The organism is Enterococcus sp. DJ147D b (assembly GCF_058216655.1).
On sequence record NZ_JBZADF010000002.1, the window covers coordinates 118635 to 137725 of the forward strand.

Genomic DNA, 19091 nt, shown 5'->3' on the forward strand with positions numbered 1-19091 from the left:
GTCAACAGAAAATGCGAATTTTATAAATTGGAAATCTTTAAAAATTTAAAATGATAGAAACAAAGAAAAAAATTGTAGAAGTTGATAGATTAAAGGATTTTATTGTCAGGTAGTTCTAACTTATCATTTTAAGAATAATAGAATTTAAAAAATAAGTAAGAAATTATATGAAAGGATATGAGGAATTAAAATATTTAAATATCTATAAAGATAGAGAAAAATCTAGGTTCTACTTTTTTAATCCATTTATATTGAAAGAATAACTAATATAGTCTATATTAGTTGTGCGACTGTAGATATTAAAAGTCAATAGATTTTAGAAAGGGTGTAATTGTTTGAAATTAAGTAATTCATTTATCCAATCTGTTGCTATTCTTGTAATGCTAGCTGAATTACCGGAAAAATCTTATTTAAAATCTTCTGAAATAAGTCAGCGAATGGGAGTTTCCCACACATATTTACAGAAAATTGCTAAAAAGTTAAATAATGCTGGTATTATTCAATCTGAAGCATCAAAAACAGGTGGCTATTCTTTAAATAAGTCAGTAAGAGATATCACATTCTATGATGTCTTTAAAGCAGTTGAAAATTCAGATAGTTTTTTAAATAATGTCAAAACTGATGTTATACATACAATGTTTTTATCTGATAAACTTGTAGATAAGTATGGTAATCTAACATTAGATATTTTAAAAGAAGCAGAAAATAGTTATCTTTCTGTATTAAAAGAACATTCAATTGAAGAAATTGTACCCAAAAATTCTAAAGGAGAATTATTGATAATTGACTGGCCATTGTTTCTGAAGAATAATTAAAAATATTAAAGGAGGATCATTGCATGAACATTGGTAATATTGCTCAATAGATTGCAGTAGTTTCTAAAATAGTAGCAATAATTAGTGCTATTATGTATCCATTAATACAAGAAAAGAGAAAAAGCGGAACAGAACGTTTGGCTAGAAGGGGGTATGCACTAGTATATGACGTTATTATGGAACGTAAAGAAAAACAAAGTGCTAGCACTAACCTTGAATCTTTTAAGCAATTAGTGGATAGAGTCAATAAAGTAGACAGAAAAAAAGAGATTTCCAGTGTAGTTCTTCTTTTAAATTTGGAGAAAGCATATCAATTGCTGAATGAGGTCTTCTAGGATTATAAAAAACTTCGATATATCTAAAACGAGCAAGTTTTACCTCTTCTAATGAAGAGAATGTATGGCGTTTTAATTCTTGATTTTCAAGAAAGCGTGCGGAAGGTTTTCTGTTGTTTATTTATAAAACCTACTACGATTGACTTTTAGCACACGACATAATTTAGAAATTGTGTGTTCTGATTGAAGTAAGGAAATAGCCTTTTGTCGTTGGTGGAGTGTGGCGTGAATATGGCAATTTTAGATAAGGCTCTCCTCTTCTAAAGCAGCCTTTTGTTTTTGGAGTTCCCTCACTTGCTTGGCAGTAAGAAGCTCTCCCGATTCCATTTCAACTCTAGAATAGAGTTTGATCCATCGTGAGATGGCTGTTTGTGAACCCCCATATTCTTTGCATAAACTAGATTGAGTTTTCCCACGTTAGAAAAAATTTAAAGAGATGGTGTAAAAAAATAGAAAAGCCCAACAGGGTATACCTTGTTGGGCTTTTTATGTATTCATTGTAACTTTTGAATTTAAATGGCATGTTTCTTTTATAATAAATGGCGGTAATCTATTCCATCAATCTTTTTTTACAGCATCCAGAGTAGCTTCCAATTAATGCGTAACACGTTTGGATGTTTACGTAAAAAAAGGTCAAGTATAAACTCGACCTTTCTCGTTCATTATTCTTCTATTCATGAATCTTTAAATCATTAAGCATTTCAGCCGCATTTGCTTGAAGGTAATTAATCGCTTCACTATGACCCAAATCAAGCGTTGCAATTTTTTCCATATCTTCACTACTTAAACTAAAATCAAATACATTTAGGTTATCTTTCATTCGTTCAGAGTTAGTTGATTTAGGAATAACAACTACACCACGTTGGACATGCCAACGCAAGATAATTTGTCCAACTGATTTTTTGTATTTGTTTGCTAATTCAATAAACAATGGATTCGTGAAAATACCTTGACCGCCTTGAGAGAAAGGTCCCCAAGATTCAATTTGAACATTATATTTTTTCATTGTTTCCATGGCTACTTTTTGTTGGAAAAATGGATGGGTTTCGACTTGATCAAGTGCAGGCTTGACTTTGTTATTTAGAATTAAGTCAACTAACCGGGCATCATCAAAGTTGCTTACACCAATTGCCCGTACTTTACCATCGGTATATAGTTCTTCCATGGCACGCCAAGCACCATAATAATCGCCAAATGGTTGATGGATCAAATACAAATCAAGATAATCTAAGCCTAGACGATTCAAACTTGCTTGATAAGCTTCTTTTGCTTTATCATAACTAGCATCTTGAACCCATAACTTTGAAGTAATAAATAATTCTTCACGTGGAACTCCGCTAGCAGCAAGCGCACGACCAACTGCCTCTTCATTGAAATACGCAGACGAAGTATCAAATGAACGATAACCGGCTTTAATAGCCTCACCGACGATTTTTTCTGTTTCTTCATCTGATAATTGATACACGCCAAATCCAATCAGCGGCATTTTAATTCCATTATTTAATGTGATATATTCCATAATAAAAACACTCCTTTTTATTAAATTCTAACTTGATTAAATGACTCAGCAGTTTCGGCGGTCAAATGGTCAATAATTTTAAATCCAGTTTCTAGTAATACGATTTGTTCCATGTCTTCTTTAGTTAACTCAAAATCAAATACATCAAAATTTTGTTGCATACGTTCAACATTAGCAGATTTAGGAATGACAATAGTATCTCGTTGTAATTGCCAGCGTAAAATAACTTGAGCTGGTGATTTATGATGTTTTTCAGCAATTTTTTTAGTGTCTCATTATTAAAAATATCGCCATTTCCTTCTGCAAAGGGAGCCCAGGCTTCAGCCTGAACATTATATTTTTTCATGATTTCTAAAGCACGACGTTGCTGGCGCAATGGATGAATTTCGATTTGATTCACAGCTGGTTTTACTTCACTGTTCATAATTAGATCAACGAGTCGGTCTTCACTGAAATTGCTTACACCAATTGCCCGAATCTTACCTTCTTTGTATAGTTCCTCCATAGCTTTCTAAGAACCATAATAATCATTAAAAGGAACATGAATTAGGTACAAATCTAAATACTCCAGCCCTAGTTTATCCAATGAAGATTGGAAGGCCTTCTTAGTAGCTTCATAACCAGCGTCTTGTAACCAAAGTTTAGTCGTAACAAAAATTTCTTCACGTGGTACATTACTATTTGAAATTGCTTTTCCCACAGCTTCTTCATTTAAATAGGTAGCAGCAGTATCAATCAATCGGTAACCAGCGTTTAATGCTTCACTAACAATTTTTTCACTTTCAACTAAATCAGGAATTTGAAAAACTCCAAATCCTAGTTTTGGCATTTTTACGCCATTATTTAATGTGACATATTCCATAACTGATCTTCCTCTCTAGTACTACTGAAGATTAACACGTATTTCTTTGTAGCGGAATTTGTAAAATGTTACTATTGTGTTAACTAATAGTTAATGCAAGGAGAAAGCGCATGTATAATCATCTTTTAGATACATTTTTAAGTGTTGCAGACACTGGAAGCTTTTCAAAGGCTTCTGAGGTACTCTTTATTTCTGCACCCGCGGTTATGAAGCAGATAAATTTATTAGAAGAGCAGCTAGGTTTGAAATTAATCGAACGGAGTCATCAAGGAATTGTTCTTACAGAATCGGGATATTCAATTTATGAAGATGCCAAAAAAATTATTGCTTTTTCTGAAGAAGCTTTGATCAGAGCGGAGAACTTGGCTCCGAATAAAACCTGGAAAATTAAAATTGGTAGTTCTCTACTAAACCCCAGTCAGCAAATCATCGGTCTACTAAATGAAATAATGGAAAAAGATAATCGATTTAATTTTGAAATTGTTCCTTTTGACGACAATCGCGATACGATTGTCTCTGTATTACATCAGCTTGGAGAAAAATATGATATTATTGCTGGCACTTACACTGCAGATATTACAGAAAAACTTGCTAATTATTATGAGTTATACAAAGTTACATTTACAATTGCTGTTCCAATAAGGCATCCTTTAGCAAAAAAGAAAAGCTTGGATATATCTGATCTATTTGGTGAAACACTGGTTTCAGGAAAAAGTTCCCCAAAACGTCCCGTGGGTATTCTTCAAGACGACTTGGCTAGAAAGTATCCAGAAATTAAACAAGAAATTACTTCCGAGTTTTATGATTTGAATGTTTTTAAATGTTTTTAATAAATATGATCAATCAAATAAATTATTACTCTCCTTGCCGCAATGGAAATATGTGCAACCAAATTTTGTGACGCTACCGGTTAATTGGAAATATGAAAATGTTTTTGGCTTGCTGTATGCGTTAAAACCCAAAAGAGAAGTAAGAAAATTTTTAGATTATATACCTGAACTTAACAAATCAATTGACCATTGAATATTTGTTATAACTATTCGTTATAGAGAATAGTTAGTGAAAAAATTTTTAATTATTAATTCTTCAAAATGAAGTGTACAGAAATGGGTCATTTTCTGTACACTCAAGGAGTTATAAATACTTTTATTGTCCAGCTTGATCTTATAAATAGGAATTTAAAAATTAAGCTATCTAGAAAATAGATTATTCTCATTTGTAATTAGTTCATAAATTTTTATTCTCTTTATTATTATCAATAACGATTGGGAGACTCAGATCACAACCAGAAATTAAAATCAGTAGATACAATAACTTTAAATTCTATTTACCATACCATAAATTGGATTATATCAAGTAATTTATGTTAAAACCGGTTTGAACGTTAAATACTATACACGGCTATATCAACAATACCTTGATTATTTAATCTCGCTTCTCGTAAAACTCCTTCAAAAGTCATGCCTGATTTTTCCATAACCAACCCAGAACCTGAGTTATTTATACCATGCTCAGCTTCAATTCGATTCAAATCTGTTGTTTCAAATAAAAAATCAATCACTCTTGTTAGAGCTTCAGTCATGTATCCTTGATTCCAAAATTTATCACTTAAACATACCCAATTGTTTTAGTTTTGGTTTTCGAGTTATCCTCAACAACAGAAATATTCCCCATCCTTCATGTCTGTTTTTTTCTTCCCAAATTAGATACTTTTTTGTAATTTCTATTGAGGCGTGAGGAGTCCAAGTTAAGTATATTGAATTCCATTTTTCTAGCGAAGTTAAAATAATAAGCTCTTAAATGAGCATTTAAACAAATATTGATTTCTCTTTAATTAATTTATTAACTTACATTATGCCTCTTTTTCTGTACTCAGTAGGAGTGAATTCTGTCTTTTTCTTAAATTTGTATGAAAAGTAACTGGGTGAATCAAAACCACATAAATCACATATTCGTGTAATTGAGTACTCACTATTAGTCAGTAAATTTGCAGCAATGGATATTCTATAATTTAATAAATATTGCATCGGCGTGACGCCAGCAATTTTTTTAAAACATCGAATACTTTCTCTGGTACTTACCGAAACAAAATTAGATATCATTTCTAAATTTATGGAATTCATATAATTGTCGTGTATAAATTTCATCATAGATTGTACACGATTTTTTTCTAAATTTTTAGAACTTCTTTGAGATTTAATTAAATTGATATTATTGCATAAGATAGTCATCCAAACTTTGGTTATATTTTCTCTTACAATCAATTCATATCCAAAATGTTCTTCTTTATAAGCGGCAAATGTTTCATTAACAATATCAAAAATATTAGAATTTGATGTATTTTTTCCAATATGATAAAGATCTAATTCCGTGGTTTCTAATATTGGGCGTACATAATTATTTTCTATAGAAGTGCCCAAGCTTCCAGATACCAAAATAGGATCAAATACAAATGAGTGTATCTCACAAATTTTAGAAGATTCAATTATTCTACCAGAGTGTAAGATATTGGTATTAATAAAAAGAACATCTCCTGTGTCGACTACAATTTTTTTGTTGAGGCTTTCAAATATAAAAGTTCCTTTTGTTACTATTAATAGTTCAACTTCATTATGCCAATGCCACGGTATCTCTTTTAAAAATTCAGGACCTATGTGTGTAATATATGCTCCACAAGGAAACATCGGTGTACCGCGATTACTTTTTTCGTACTTATTTTCTCTTAAATCAAGGGTGCATGATTGAATAACCATAATTTCTCCTTTATGTCGTTTTTATTATATTAAAGATCGTAATTTTGATAGTTTAATCACATTATAGTCGTTATCATTATATTATATAACTCATTAGTTTAAAGTATTTAAAATACTAGATAACTGTAGAATTAATATCATAAGTTGCTTTTGTTCTTGGGTAGGGGACTATTGTATTTCTATCGTTACTTTTAGGAATTATGTATAAACCAATAAATCTGCTGAATATATATCGGAAAGAAATAATCTTTAATAAGAAAGGAATCTTCGTAAATGGAATGGTATTCATCATATTTGCAATGGAAAAATTTTGAAGGTTTAGACAACAAACTTTCAGATGAATTAAACAATTTAAGGTACAATAAAACAAATCTAAAAGATTCTTTTATTAAAAATATAGAGTTTGGTACGGCTGGTATCAGAGGCATTATGGGCCCAGGAATTAATCGTATTAATATTTATACAATTCGTCACATAACAGAAGGATTGGCACAGTATATTATTGATAAAGGTACAAATGCTCGTAAGAGGGGCGTCGTAATTAGCTATGACTCTAGAAAAAACTCTTATAAATTTGCAATTGAAGCATCTAAAGTGCTAGCAAGCCACTGCATTAAAACTTATATGTTTGAGGATGTTAGACCCACACCCGAACTTTCATTTTCAGTAAGAAAATTGAATTGTATCTCTGGAATTATGATAACAGCATCTCACAATCCTTCTGAATATAATGGATTTAAACTTTTTGGAGAAGATGGAGGACAAGTTGATAGAGAAATAGTTACTAAAATTAGAAATAAAACGGATAATATAAAAAATATTTTTGACATAAATACAATAACTAAATCAGAGCTTTTAGAAAGTAAATATTACAATATTTTGAATCAAGATATTGATAATCATTATCTGCAATCTGTAAAATCTGTTGTTACAGATACCTCACTTTTTGGGAAAAATAAAAATAATATTCAAGTAGTTTATACCCCCTTACACGGATGTGGTGGTAATACAATTAAACAATTAGCTAAAGATTTAGGCCTTAATAATTTAAAAATTGTACCTGAACAAGAACTACCAGAGTCATCTTTTAACACAGTAATTTCTCCTAATCCAGAAGATCCTAAGTCTTTTGATATGGCAATAAATCTAGGCAAAAAAATTAATGCCGATTTACTAGTTGCTACAGATCCAGATGCAGATAGATTGGGTGTCGCAGTGTTAACCAAAAATGAAGGATATAAAATATTATCTGGAAATCAATTAGCATCAATTATGATCTATTTCCTACTAGAGAGTCTTTCAAAATCTGAAAACTTACCTACTAATTCTTATATAGCTAAATCAATCGTCTCAACAGATTTGGCTGCGGATATTGCTTCTTCATTTGGAATATCTACTTATGAAGTTCCAATAGGTTTCAAATATATTGCAAAAATAATTTATGATAATCCTCAAAAGAATTTTATTTTTGGTTTCGAAGAAAGTTATGGATATTTAGTAAAACCATTTGTTCGTGATAAGGATGCTATTCAAGCATTTCTTTTATCATTGGAGATGTGTAGTTTTTATAAATCTAAGGGCCTTAGTTTAGATGAAGTTTTAGAAAAAATATATCAAAAATATGGTTATTATCAACAAATAACTAAGTCTATTCCTCTTGAATCTCCAAATGGTGATGAAATAGATGTATTAACTAAGCTAAGATTAAACGATTATGAACCATATAAAACAATATTTAATCCAATAATTGATGATTACTCTTTACAACAAAGAATATTTCCAAACGGAGATAAAGAGATCTTAGACATAGATCCTAACGAGACATTAAAATTTCATTTAAATAATAATGATTGGTTTGCTATCAGGCAGTCAGGTACAGAGCCAATACTCAAGATTTATGTGGGATCTCAATCAGAATCATTGGAAAGAGCCGAAGAACAGATTCAAAAAATATTTGCAGTTATAAATAAGACAATAAATTAAAATTTTAGGGAGCCGTTATGATTAAACTTATTATTACAGATATGGATGGTACATTTTTAAATAATAGTGGTGATTTTGATCACGAATATTTTAAACTTGTAAAAGAAAAAATGGAAAGTAAAGATAAAATATTTGCAATTTGTACTGGAAAACAATGTGAACGTGTTGAGACTTTGTTAGGAGCTTTGCATAGAGACATATGGATTTTAGGAGATAGTGCTACGAGGATTAAATATAACGGTAAATATATTTATGAATCTCTCCTTAGTAACTCAGTGGGTAAAGACATAATATCCACTCTTGAATCAATTAATGGCAGTCACGTAGTAATAGCATGTACACCTAGTGGAGCATATATAAAATCCAGTACCCCGCGAAAAGAAGCTTCAATGGTTCGGAAATCTTATACTGTTGTTCATCATATAGATGAATTAGATGCAATTGAAGAAGACTTTATCAAAATAACATTATTTGATCCAGAAAAGCGGTGTATGGATATCGTTTCAAGTTTGGATAAATTCAAAGAAAAGGCATATGTAATTGCTGCTGAGCCTGATTGGATTGACGTCTCTAATTTGAATGTGCATAAAGGTACAACAGTAAAAAAATTGCAAGATATATTGGAGATTTCAAAAGAAGAAACTATTGCTTTTGGTGATGGTTATAATGATTTAGAGCTATTTAAAGAAGCAGGTATGAGCTTTGCTATGATGAATGGCTATGATGAGATAAAAAAATCAGCAGATTTTATTGTTAAAACTAATGAGGAAAACGGAGTGTTACGTTCAATAGAGAAGCTTATTTAAACTTCTCCTTTGGTAATCTATTGATGAAGTATCCACATTGGAATATTTCTGAATTGCTTAAGGATAGTCCTCTCAATATTGAATCATAAATTAAACTTTTAGCAAACCGATAATTAAGATAACCTTTAAAATTCCATTATTTCATAGAGAAGACTACACATCTAATTCGTAGATGTGTAGTCTTTTTTGCGTCAATTGCTAATTTTCTTTTAAATGGTTTCGAAATATAATTTCGGGAGTAAAAAATTTAATCTCTTTCTCTGAGTTCGAGAGCATGTTGGTAACGATGGCATTTCCAATTTCAAGCGGACGGAAATCAATCGAAGAAAAAGACATAGCTTTGCTATAAGGCGTGTTACCTTCTCCAATAATTTGAAGATCCTTCCCCATTTGAATATTATTTTCCTTTAAGGCCATAATTACACCAGCTGCTATTTGATCTCCACTCGTATATATCACTTCAGGAATATTTTGTGTTTTTGCTAAGCTCTTTCCCCATTGATAACCTTCATCAAAACTTTTAATACCAACAAAGAAGTCCTTGTTTTCAATTGGGGAATTAAAATGGTCTCGAAAAGCCTGGATTTTATTGTGAGAGCTTTTACTAACCTTGGGGTCTCTCTCTAGTGTGAATACGATTTTTTTCTTTCCTAGACTTTTTAAATGACTGAATAAGTTAGTATACGCAGTTTTTCTTTCAGGATAAATCATCGTTATATCTTTACGATTCAGTTTTTCTGCGGAAATTATTTTTCCATACTTTTGTAAATCAGTAATGATATCTTCCGGTACATTAATGGAAGTCAAGATCAGTCCGTCTATGATTTTACGGCGAAACATTTCAAAATAAGTTTCTTCTGCAGTAACATCATAATAACTAGGTAGAACCATAACATGATAATCTTTCTCTTTGGCATTTAATAAAATCGAGTTTACCAATTCATCATAACAGTAATCATTCGCTGGCAACATAATACCTATCGTATGAGTTTTCCCTGTGCTTAGACTAATTGCATTTCCGTTTGGAGTATAACCTAATTCATCCGCAATAGTATTTACACGATTTCGTAGTTGTTCAGAAACATATTTTTGATCGTTTAAAACTCTTGAAACAGTAGTTTTTGAGACTCCTGCAATTTTTGCAATATCTGAAATAGTTGGCATTTTTTCTCCTTGACTTGGAACGCGTTCCATAAATTATAGTATTATCATAATAAATTTTACAAAATAAGTGGAAAGAAGTGAATAAAAAGTGAATATTGAGCACGTTGGACTTTGGGTTAATAACTTAGAAAAGATGAAAGATTTTTATATAACCTACTTTGATGTTACTGCAACTGAATTATATCATAACGAAAAAACGGGGTTTCGTTCTTATTTTTTAAGTTTTAAAAATGGGGCCCGTTTGGAAATCCAGAATAAACCTGGACTAGCTGAAGCAAATAATTTTTCTTTAGGCTTCGCTCATTTAGCTATTAAAGTGGGGGACGTAAATGACGTAGATCAGATGGCTACACAATTTATTAAAGATGGATTTAAAATCTTAAATGGGCCTCGATGGACGGGGGATGGATACTACGAAGCTGTGGTAGCAGATCCTGAAGGTAATTTACTTGAGTTAACTATTTAAAAAAAGGGGCTTGAACTTCAAGCCCTTTCTTTATTTTTTAATTTGATAAATTGATTACTAGGTTTTTTCGAATATAAGCGAAAAGTCCTGTACCAAGTTCAAAGATCTTCCAAGTTATCCCTAGATATTCAAAAGACCATCTCTGTCCTCCAAGATAAGTATCAAAAACTTGGCTTTCAATTTCATCTAATGGAATCACCATTAGTTTTCCACGATCACTTCCAACAAGACTTTTTAATATAACCTTTGATTCCTCGATAGTTAACTGCACATGACTGAGTTTAGTATTATCTATACCTTGCACTTCGATATTTGTAAACATTTTTCTGTCCCCTTTCTATTTTTACAAATCAAGATACAGGATGTAAAATAGTTCCAGAATAATCAAAAAGTAAATAATAAAAAACAGGTTAGTCTAAGTATATTTAAGACTCAATTTTTGTAAATACAGTACAGAATATTTTGATATATCTAACTGAAGATATAATTCTGTAAATTTAACTTTAAAAACTTTTGATAACATTTCATCTTAAATAAAATTATTTTTTTTATTTTCATATTCTTTTCTTTTTTTGTCCCAAAAATGTTTATCTTTTTTTGTAATTTCTCTTATTACTCTAGCAGGATTACCTCCTACTATTACATCTGCTGGTACATCTTTAGTTACGATAGAACCAGCAGCAATTACAGAATTTTTACCTATATTTATCCCAGGTAAAACTACAGAATTACCGCCAATCCAAACATTATCTTGAACAGTAATTGGTAATCCATATTCTAGTTCGCTAATGCGTACATCAGAATCAATTGGATGCCCTGCAGTGTAAAAACTTACTCTAGGGCCTACCATAACGTTATTTCCAATGGTTATCTTATTTACATCTAAAAAAATACAATCCATATTTGCGTAAAAGTTATCGCCAATTTCTACATGTTTTCCATAATCAACATATACTGGAGGATTAACATATATATTTTTTCCAACCTTTCCAAATAGTTTTCTTTCTAGATCTACTATTTTATTTCTTTCGCTAATTGGTAATTTGTTTATTTCTTGGGATAACACTTTCCCTTGGATAGAGCCATTCTCAGGTAAAATACTCGCGGCAAAGTATAATTCACTTGAAAGCATTTGCTCATAATCAAAATCTTTTTTCATAATTGTCCTTTCGTTTACCTTTTATTGCTAAAAGTAAAAATAGCTTAGTATTTTTCATATTGATACCTCAAATAATAAAGTTCTTAACTCGACATTTTTAATAAAATTTATTAATTTAAGTCCTTTTCTCATGATCAAATTCATTAGTGATCTTCATTTTTTTCTTTTTCATAGTAAGTAAGATTAGAGAAACGCCTAAAATAATTAATAAAGATATTATAAATACAAGAGAATTACTGACATTTTGTTTCATTCCAAAAATTATAGGTAACAAATTCCAAGTATAAGGTGCTAGGAACGAACTTATAATTGTTGTCATGATTAAATACGAATTTACTTGAGTAATTTGCTCCTTGTTTGCTAAAGAATTTAATTTTACTGTTATTGCGGGACCTGTCAATGAATAAATAAAATTAAATAGTATTGCGAATATAACTATCAAAACCCATCTATGACTATTTCTCAATCCTATTACAATTATTGCCGCACCTAAATATCCAAGTGGTAATACAAAATTGTTGAATTTCAACAATGCATATCCAAAAGAAAATCCAGCTAACATTCCTGCTATATTCATACTACTCAAAAGCATTCCTGCTTTTTTGGTTGAAAATAATCCATTCTCGGTTAGCAAAGAAGGAATTTTAAGTTGTACACCCCAAACAATTGTAAATGTAAGTAAACTCAGAAATAGTAACCAAAAAATTTCTTTATTTATTTTAGTCTTAAAATTGTTCTTATTTGAATAATTGTTACTTACTTCCGGGACAAAAATTTTTACTAGCAAAGCAATTAATCCAAGGAATAGATACACCAGAAAAGAAAATCTCCAACCCCAGGATGCTAACAAACCCGAAATGGAGAGCAACACAGCATTGCCTAATGCGCCAATACCCATTTGCATACCTAAAAGTGTTGACCGTTCGGAACCATTATAGCAAATAGAAATTAATGATATTGCATGTGGAGAATACATACCTATACCAATACCTAGAAAAAACCTACATAAAAAAATACTAATATAACTAGTTAAAAAAATAGGAAAAATACCAAATACCAAATACCATACCAATAATTAAACCAATTATTGTTGTTCTTTTAATTCCAATTGATTTACTTATTAACCCATTTAATAGTATGGTAATTACTGCACTAATACTTGAGATAGTTATCAATGATTCTATTTGCGAAATATTTTTATTTATAAAACTAACAGAAATTAAAGGAATAATTGTTGTTATAGCTGTAGCTGAACCTGTGACAGTAGATATCGATAATATTGCTAATTTTTTATTCAAGTATTATAGCCTCATTCTCATTCAAATTATCAAATCTTTTATTAATATTTAAATATTTTCACGTGCCAAATACTGCAAATATTTAATATAGAATAATCAAAGTTATCAAAATTTATATCTAATTAAGAAATTCTAATCATAAAAAATTAAAGTTTTTACTTCATATATTTTCCTCCTATTTTTGTACTATTCTTTATTGACTAATTGTAAATTATGGAACGCGTTTCAAGTCAAGGAGTAAATACTGTAATGATTCTCAAACTTGATAGTTTTTAATCCTTTTTTGCTTCCTCATTTCATAGCTCTTTCAGTAGCTCAATTAATTAGGTCAGAAAGTATCTCCATTTAGAGGACATTAGAGTATGCTTTTTTGTCCGTTCTGTTTATCTGCTGAAAAACTTAATTTAGAAAAGGACATTGAAGTTGAGCAAGAGAAATAAAAGATAAAGTAAGGTTTCTGTTGGTTCAAAAATTCATAGGATGTTAATCTAATTTAATAGGAAAGGATAATTATGTATATACATTCTTTCTTGGATATGTTATACTATGTATATACAGAAAGAGGTGTCTAATATGGAAATGCTACCTATAAAAAAATGGGGAAATAGTAATGGTCTTAGATTGCCAAAGTATATTATGGAATATCTTGGAATTCATACAGAAGACAAAGTGAAGATAATACAAGAAGAAGTAAACGGTCAAAAGCGTCTAATCATCGAAGCTGCTAATTTAGAAAATGAGTTAACAATTGAGCAGTTATTTGAAGATTATACTGATGAAAGAAATCATGTGACGATTCAAAACTTAGGTGAAGCAGTAGGTAATGAAAAATGGTGAGAAAGCCTAGACAAGGCGATATTCTATTATTGAATACAGCACCTCGATCTGGACACGAACAAACAGGAAAAAGACCTTATATTGTTTTAAGTCATGATATTATTGCAGATTATAGTAACGTTGTTACAGTTGCTCCTATTTCTAGTACAACTAGAAACTATCCGTTATATGTAAATATTAATTCAAAATATGAAATGAAGACAACAGGAAAAGTATTATTAGATCAATTAACGACAATTGATTATGAAGCCAGAGATTGTATTTTCTTGGAAAAAGCACATGATAGTTTGGTTGAGGAGTTATTGATGAAAGTTAGAACAGTATTTCAAAAAGTAAGTAAATAAAATAGAAACAACAGCATGACCAACTATCCGTCGTTGATCATGCTGTCTTTTTTTATTCTATATACGGTTTGTCTCGTCACATTGTAATCTTTAGCAATCTTTGAAATAGCAATTCCTTCATTTAAATCTTTAACGATCTTTTCATAAACTAAACGTCGTTGAGGATTTTTTGTGTTTGCGCTATAAAGTTTCGGACGTCCCTTGTAAACACCGTTGGCTTTTGCAATCTTAATTCCTTGTGCCTGACGTCGTTTAGATTCAGTCCTTTCCTGTTCGGCAATCATGGCCAAAATCTGTATGATTAAATCTTTAACTTAATTCAGGCAGAAGTCGCCCATCCTCTATAGGTGGGTGATGAATGCCGTTCGGTATGAGGGTTGCCGTCGGTAATTCGAAGACCGACAGTTAAGGCATATTGCCTTTTTAGTTTATCTCACGTTATGATCAGTCTATATGAGAAACGAGTTGATATAACAATGGAATTAGATACAAATAATCATTCAGTATTTCTTCTTTATTACCACCTTGTTTTAGTAACGAAATACCGTAGACAAGTGATTGATGATGAAATATCAGATTATGCTAAAGCGACTTTTGAAAGAATTTCGGAATCGTATCACATTACTTTAGTTGAGTGGAATCACGATACAGACCATGTTCATATCATGTTCAAAGCTCAACCCAAAACAGAACTGACAAAATTCATCAATGCCTATAAAAGTGCCAGCTCAAGATTGATAAAACGTGATTTTCCAAGAGTCAAACAATTTCTTTGGAAAGAAATGTTCTGGTCTAAAAGTTTTTGTCTTCTGACAACTGGCGGCGCACCAATTGATGTGATTAAGAAGTATATCCAAAATCAAGGAAACAATCATAAATAGAAAGTAGGTGAACCTTATGGAACGACTAAAAGCATACAAATTCAGAATCTATCCAACAGAGGAACAAGAAATATTCTTTGCCAAATCTTTTGGTTGTGTTCGTAAGGTCTATAATCTAATGCTTGATGACCGAAAAAAGGCGTATGAAGAAGTTAAAAATGATTCTTCTAAAAAAATGACTTTTCCGACACCAGCTAAATACAAGAAAGAATTTCCGTTTTTGAAAGAAGTGGATAGCCTTGCTTTAGCCAATGCCCAACTTAATTTAGATAAAGCATACAAGAATTTCTTTCGAGATAAATCCGTTGGATTTCCTCGATTCAAAAGTAAAAGAAATCCTGTCCAAAGTTATACCACCAACAATCAAAATGGAACAATAGCTTTGTTGGATAGTAAATTTATCAAAGTCCCTAAATTGAAGTCATTAGTTAGAATTAAGCTTCATAGACAACCTAAAGGGATTATCAAATCTGCTACAATATCACGTCATTCTAGCGGAAAATACTATGTTTCTTTGTTATGCAAAGAAGAAGTTAGTGAATTACCTAAATCTAATTCTGCTGTTGGTATTGATCTAGGAATTACAGACTTTGCAATTCTTTCTGACGGTCAAAAATTTGATAATAATAAATTCACGTCCAAAATGGAAAAGAAACTCAAACGTGAACAACGTAAGTTGTCAAGACGTGCTTTATTAGCTAAACAAAAAGGCATCGATCTGTTTGAAGCTAGAAATTATCAAAAACAAAAACGTAAAGTAGCAAGATTGCATGAAAAAGTAATGAATCAACGTACTGATTTTCTGAATAAGTTGAGTACAGAAATTATCAAAAATCACGATATTATCTGTATTGAAGACTTACACACAAAAGGTATGTTGCGTAATCATAAACTAGCAAAAAGTATTTCGGATGTTTCTTGGTCTAGTTTTGTGACTAAATTACAATACAAAGCTGACTGGTACGGTCGGAAAATCATCAAAGTGGATAAGTGGTTTCCATCTAGTCAAATCTGTTCGAATTGTGGACATAAAGACGGCAAGAAATCTCTCGAAATTCGAGAATGGACATGTTCAAATTGTGGTACACATCACGACCGAGATATCAATGCTAGTATCAATATCCTAGCCGAAGGTCTAAGGCTACATTCTATGGGATTGGCTTAGGTCAAATAAACAAGAACCGTAGGAACTACGGGGATAGCTTGGTAAATAAGAGAAACCGCTGTAGGTAAAGAAATACGCTTGCAAGTACGCTCTATTCCCAAGAAGCTCCCACTTCAAGCGTTAAGAACCGCTAGGTTTAGCTAAGTGGCGAGTAGTTCACTGCAGTTTAGAAGTAATACCTGGAGAAATGGAACATGGTATGTTAGTGTAGATGACTTTAGAGCGGCTCTTAGCATACCTCCCAGCTACCAAATGACAAATATTGATAAACGTATCCTAGAAAAAGCAGAAAAGGAGTTTCTGGCCAAGGACGAGGATGGTTATTCAATTTTTACAAAATTTGAAGTTGAAAAGAAAAAAGGGAGAAAGGGAAACAAGATACAGACACTGGTTATTAGTTTCCAGGAGCCCATACCAGAGGAATTACCGAAGGTCTCACTTGAAAATTGGCTGCTAGAAGAATTAAAAGAATGAGAGAGTAAGTAACACTTTTGGACAAAATAAGCAAGTCCAAAAGTGTTACTTACTCTTTTTTATGAGCTGTTAAAATAATATTGGCGAAATTTGACAATATGTCAAAATAGAATTTGTTAAAAACAATATTCAATATGAAAAGGTACTTGTCTTTTTAGCTATTAAGAGGTAAAATTTACCTAGCGACAAAAGACGAAAGGAAGTAATGAATATGACAAAAATTAGATTGAGACCATTTGCTCCTAAAGGATTATTAACTAAAACACAAAGTAAACAATTGACAGCATGGTACGAAGGGGAGAACAGAATTGTATCTCAAAGAGAAATCGCTGAAGTCATTGATATTACACCTAAGACGCTAAGAAAGATGTTTAAAGATAATCCTGAAAGACCCTTTGATAATTTTAAATTAAAAACATTGAACAGTTTTATTGAATTGTACAACAAAGATATTCAAGAATTTAAAGAATTACAAAAAAATGAAGTTAAAGAAACTAGATCATCGCTAAAACTCGCTGAGAAGCTCATAGACAAGGTGGAAGAGTGACATGTACCAAATACATTACAAAGGTCGTCCAAAGCCCGCAGAACGTCCGAGAGCGCGTTTTAGCTTAGGTAACAAGAATTATTACCTGTATACTCCTCCGACGTACGAAAAATACAAGAGAGATCTTATAGAACATTTTAATAAGTTTGAGAATGAGAAAGAGTTTGCTGAATTATTCGATCCCAAAACATTGGTATACGGCTTATCTGTAAAAATCGTATTCAGACTGAAAGGGAAAGGTAAGCAGCCGTTTTATGGGAAAAGGCCTGATATAGATAACTTGATGAAGGCGATTTTTGATGGACTTTTTCAAAGTAATGTTAATTTGATTGAAGACGGAATAGAGACTGATAAAGAGGGAAATCCAGTAGTTGACTACAAAGGCGTACCTCTTCCACATTTTAAGCAAAAAATTGATGACAGTAGGATAGTTCATACTGAAACGTTGAAGTTACGAGTTGACACTGAAGAAGAAGAAGGATTTCATATTATTTTGAGAAATGTTGGGAAGGATGAGATTTCATAATGCAGTTTAGTGTGATACATGAAAATGCTCAGGGATACAGAGATGACTTTAAAGCGTTGCATGATCTTTTAATTATGGTTTCTGAAGAAAAAGGAAAAGGAGGACCATTGGTTTCTTGGTTTAGATTAAGGAATCGAAGAGTTGCTCAGGTGTTAAAACCGATGGAGGCGGAGGTTCGTGATCGAATCAAATTTGAAGAAAAAAAAGAAGAGTATTATCTTGAATCGCTGCAAGGATTGACCCAAGCTAAGAGAGCAGCTGAGGAAAATAAAATAACGTTAGCAGAAATAATTTTAACTGAAAAAGTAGCTAATCATTTTAAAATTGATACTCATCTACCAAAAGAAAAAAATGAATCGCTGCAAAGGTTAAATAGTTTAGAATCACAGATAAAGAAAAAATTCAGTCTGCTAGAAAACAATATAAATTTTTTAAAAAAAGTGCTACGTGATGTGGAGTGGACTATAGAATTATTTACATCAACAAAACGAACTAAAGATATAGATATTGATGAATTTTCTACAGCAATAAGTGTTATAAATAAAGAAAAAAATGACTTAAATTTACAGCTACCTGATTTGAAAGAATTACCTGAAACCTACAATAAAGAAGTAATCGAAAATCTTCATGAACAAGTAAAAGAACAGGTCTCTAACATCGACGGAAGGTATTACATGAGAATCTTTGATAAACCACGAAAAAAACTTAGAACGATCATTCACGATGTTAGTAATGATCGAGGGATGAAAGCTTTTAGTAATCGTGCAAATGAGATTGAAGAACTTACAAATGAAAGTTTAGATATCTTTAATAAGAAGTATTGGCAAATAACAGGACAACGATGGGAGCGTATAGGTACTAACCAACATGGTTTTAGAACAGTAAATGCAACTCATGATGAAATAGAAAAAATATAGCGTGCATAGGAATAAAATACCCTATGCACGCTATATTTTTTTGAATTTTTTAAGGAAGTATAAAATAAAATAGAAAATAGATTGTATTCAAATTTGATAGAAAAAATAGATGAAAAAATATCTAATGACAAAATTAAAAACTAAAAAAATACAAATTACAAAAAATAACCATAATAAAATAACGAGGTAAAATTTACCCTTTTTAATACAATGTGGGTACGCTAGGTAAAATTTACCCTC

General features: G+C 31.3%; 21 protein-coding genes and 2 pseudogenes. 13 read left to right on the forward strand and 10 right to left on the reverse strand.

Annotated elements, in window-relative coordinates:
• The first annotated feature begins 335 nt into the window (after positions 1-335).
• Positions 336-815 carry an RrF2 family transcriptional regulator gene (locus tag AC4BD1_RS12800; protein ID WP_206910772.1) on the forward strand — a complete coding sequence of 160 codons (480 nt, stop codon included), beginning with the start codon at positions 336-338 and terminating at the stop codon, positions 813-815.
• A 1005-nt stretch (positions 816-1820) separates the two neighbouring features.
• Here AC4BD1_RS12800 and AC4BD1_RS12805 read toward each other — a convergent pair.
• Positions 1821-2669, reverse strand: coding sequence for an aldo/keto reductase (locus tag AC4BD1_RS12805; RefSeq protein WP_490486121.1), 849 nt, complete (start codon positions 2667-2669; stop codon positions 1821-1823).
• A 20-nt stretch (positions 2670-2689) separates the two neighbouring features.
• Positions 2690-3531: pseudogene (locus AC4BD1_RS12810) on the reverse strand (aldo/keto reductase).
• A 110-nt stretch (positions 3532-3641) separates the two neighbouring features.
• Between AC4BD1_RS12810 and AC4BD1_RS12815 the strand changes: the two are divergent.
• Positions 3642-4361 carry a LysR family transcriptional regulator gene (locus AC4BD1_RS12815; RefSeq protein WP_490486122.1) on the forward strand — a complete coding sequence of 240 codons (720 nt, stop codon included), beginning with the start codon at positions 3642-3644 and terminating at the stop codon, positions 4359-4361.
• A gap of 554 nt (positions 4362-4915) precedes the next feature.
• On the opposite strand, the gene AC4BD1_RS12820 is transcribed toward AC4BD1_RS12815, so the two are convergent.
• Positions 4916-5113 carry a GNAT family N-acetyltransferase gene (locus tag AC4BD1_RS12820; RefSeq protein ID WP_490486123.1) on the reverse strand — a complete coding sequence of 66 codons (198 nt, stop codon included), beginning with the start codon at positions 5111-5113 and terminating at the stop codon, positions 4916-4918.
• A 265-nt stretch (positions 5114-5378) separates the two neighbouring features.
• Positions 5379-6284: an AraC family transcriptional regulator gene (locus tag AC4BD1_RS12825; protein ID WP_490486124.1), complete on the reverse strand. Its 906-nt coding sequence runs from the start codon at positions 6282-6284 to the stop codon at positions 5379-5381.
• Positions 6285-6557: 273 nt separating this feature from the next.
• On the opposite strand from AC4BD1_RS12825, the gene AC4BD1_RS12830 reads away from it, so the two are divergent.
• Positions 6558-8267, forward strand: a complete 1710-nt coding sequence (locus AC4BD1_RS12830) for a phospho-sugar mutase (RefSeq protein ID WP_490486125.1) — start codon at positions 6558-6560, stop codon at positions 8265-8267.
• A 17-nt stretch (positions 8268-8284) separates the two neighbouring features.
• Positions 8285-9073 (forward strand): Cof-type HAD-IIB family hydrolase, encoded by a 789-nt coding sequence (locus tag AC4BD1_RS12835; protein ID WP_490486126.1) that lies wholly within the window; start codon positions 8285-8287, stop codon positions 9071-9073.
• Positions 9074-9271: 198 nt separating this feature from the next.
• On the opposite strand, the gene AC4BD1_RS12840 is transcribed toward AC4BD1_RS12835, so the two are convergent.
• A complete protein-coding gene (locus AC4BD1_RS12840) occupies positions 9272-10237 on the reverse strand; it encodes a LacI family DNA-binding transcriptional regulator (RefSeq protein ID WP_490486127.1) in 966 nt (321 codons plus the stop codon).
• 88 nt (positions 10238-10325) lie between these two features.
• Between AC4BD1_RS12840 and AC4BD1_RS12845 the strand changes: the two genes are divergently transcribed.
• Complete coding sequence (locus tag AC4BD1_RS12845; protein ID WP_490486128.1) at positions 10326-10703, forward strand: VOC family protein; 378 nt, start codon at positions 10326-10328, stop codon at positions 10701-10703.
• A gap of 37 nt (positions 10704-10740) precedes the next feature.
• Here the strand turns inward: AC4BD1_RS12845 and AC4BD1_RS12850 are convergent, their stop codons facing one another.
• The 4 genes from AC4BD1_RS12850 to AC4BD1_RS12865 form a co-directional block, all read right to left on the reverse strand.
• Positions 10741-11025 (reverse strand): hypothetical protein, encoded by a 285-nt coding sequence (locus AC4BD1_RS12850; RefSeq protein WP_490486129.1) that lies wholly within the window; start codon positions 11023-11025, stop codon positions 10741-10743.
• A gap of 207 nt (positions 11026-11232) precedes the next feature.
• On the reverse strand, positions 11233-11862 hold the full coding sequence (locus AC4BD1_RS12855) for a sugar O-acetyltransferase (protein ID WP_490486130.1): 630 nt from the start codon (positions 11860-11862) through the stop codon (positions 11233-11235).
• A 115-nt stretch (positions 11863-11977) separates the two neighbouring features.
• On the reverse strand, positions 11978-12934 hold the full coding sequence (locus AC4BD1_RS12860; RefSeq protein ID WP_490486131.1) for an MFS transporter: 957 nt from the start codon (positions 12932-12934) through the stop codon (positions 11978-11980).
• Positions 12888-13160, reverse strand: a complete 273-nt coding sequence (locus tag AC4BD1_RS12865) for a hypothetical protein (protein ID WP_490486132.1) — start codon at positions 13158-13160, stop codon at positions 12888-12890. Before AC4BD1_RS12865 ends, AC4BD1_RS12860 begins: the two co-directional genes overlap by 47 nt.
• Before the next feature lie 573 nt (positions 13161-13733).
• Here AC4BD1_RS12865 and AC4BD1_RS12870 point away from each other — a divergent pair.
• Positions 13734-13997, forward strand: coding sequence for an AbrB/MazE/SpoVT family DNA-binding domain-containing protein (locus tag AC4BD1_RS12870; RefSeq protein ID WP_206910771.1), 264 nt, complete (start codon positions 13734-13736; stop codon positions 13995-13997).
• On the forward strand, positions 13991-14341 hold the full coding sequence (locus tag AC4BD1_RS12875; protein ID WP_206910770.1) for a type II toxin-antitoxin system PemK/MazF family toxin: 351 nt from the start codon (positions 13991-13993) through the stop codon (positions 14339-14341). Before AC4BD1_RS12870 ends, AC4BD1_RS12875 begins: the two co-directional genes overlap by 7 nt.
• 23 nt (positions 14342-14364) lie before the next feature.
• Here the strand turns inward: AC4BD1_RS12875 and AC4BD1_RS12880 are convergent.
• A pseudogene (locus tag AC4BD1_RS12880) lies at positions 14365-14655 on the reverse strand (helix-turn-helix domain-containing protein); the annotation flags it as partial.
• Between the two features lie 162 nt (positions 14656-14817).
• On the opposite strand from AC4BD1_RS12880, the gene tnpA reads away from it, so the two are divergent.
• The 6 genes from tnpA to AC4BD1_RS12910 all read left to right on the forward strand — a co-directional run bounded on the left by tnpA (position 14818) and on the right by AC4BD1_RS12910 (position 18851).
• Positions 14818-15222: an IS200/IS605-like element ISEfa4 family transposase gene (tnpA, locus tag AC4BD1_RS12885; RefSeq protein WP_438742737.1), complete on the forward strand. Its 405-nt coding sequence runs from the start codon at positions 14818-14820 to the stop codon at positions 15220-15222.
• A gap of 16 nt (positions 15223-15238) precedes the next feature.
• Entirely contained in the window at positions 15239-16387 is a 1149-nt protein-coding gene (tnpB, locus tag AC4BD1_RS12890; protein WP_490486133.1) for an IS200/IS605 family element RNA-guided endonuclease TnpB, read from the forward strand.
• A 144-nt stretch (positions 16388-16531) separates the two neighbouring features.
• The gene (locus tag AC4BD1_RS12895) at positions 16532-16861 is read left to right on the forward strand and encodes a replication initiation protein (protein WP_490486134.1); all 330 of its coding nucleotides are present in this window, start codon (positions 16532-16534) and stop codon (positions 16859-16861) included.
• Positions 16862-17072: 211 nt separating this feature from the next.
• Positions 17073-17408: a hypothetical protein gene (locus AC4BD1_RS12900; protein WP_490486135.1), complete on the forward strand. Its 336-nt coding sequence runs from the start codon at positions 17073-17075 to the stop codon at positions 17406-17408.
• A gap of 1 nt (position 17409) precedes the next feature.
• The gene (locus tag AC4BD1_RS12905) at positions 17410-17934 is read left to right on the forward strand and encodes a RusA family crossover junction endodeoxyribonuclease (protein ID WP_490486136.1); all 525 of its coding nucleotides are present in this window, start codon (positions 17410-17412) and stop codon (positions 17932-17934) included.
• Entirely contained in the window at positions 17934-18851 is a 918-nt protein-coding gene (locus tag AC4BD1_RS12910) for a hypothetical protein (RefSeq protein WP_490486137.1), read from the forward strand. Before AC4BD1_RS12905 ends, AC4BD1_RS12910 begins: the two co-directional genes overlap by 1 nt.
• Positions 18852-19091: the final 240 nt, after the last annotated feature.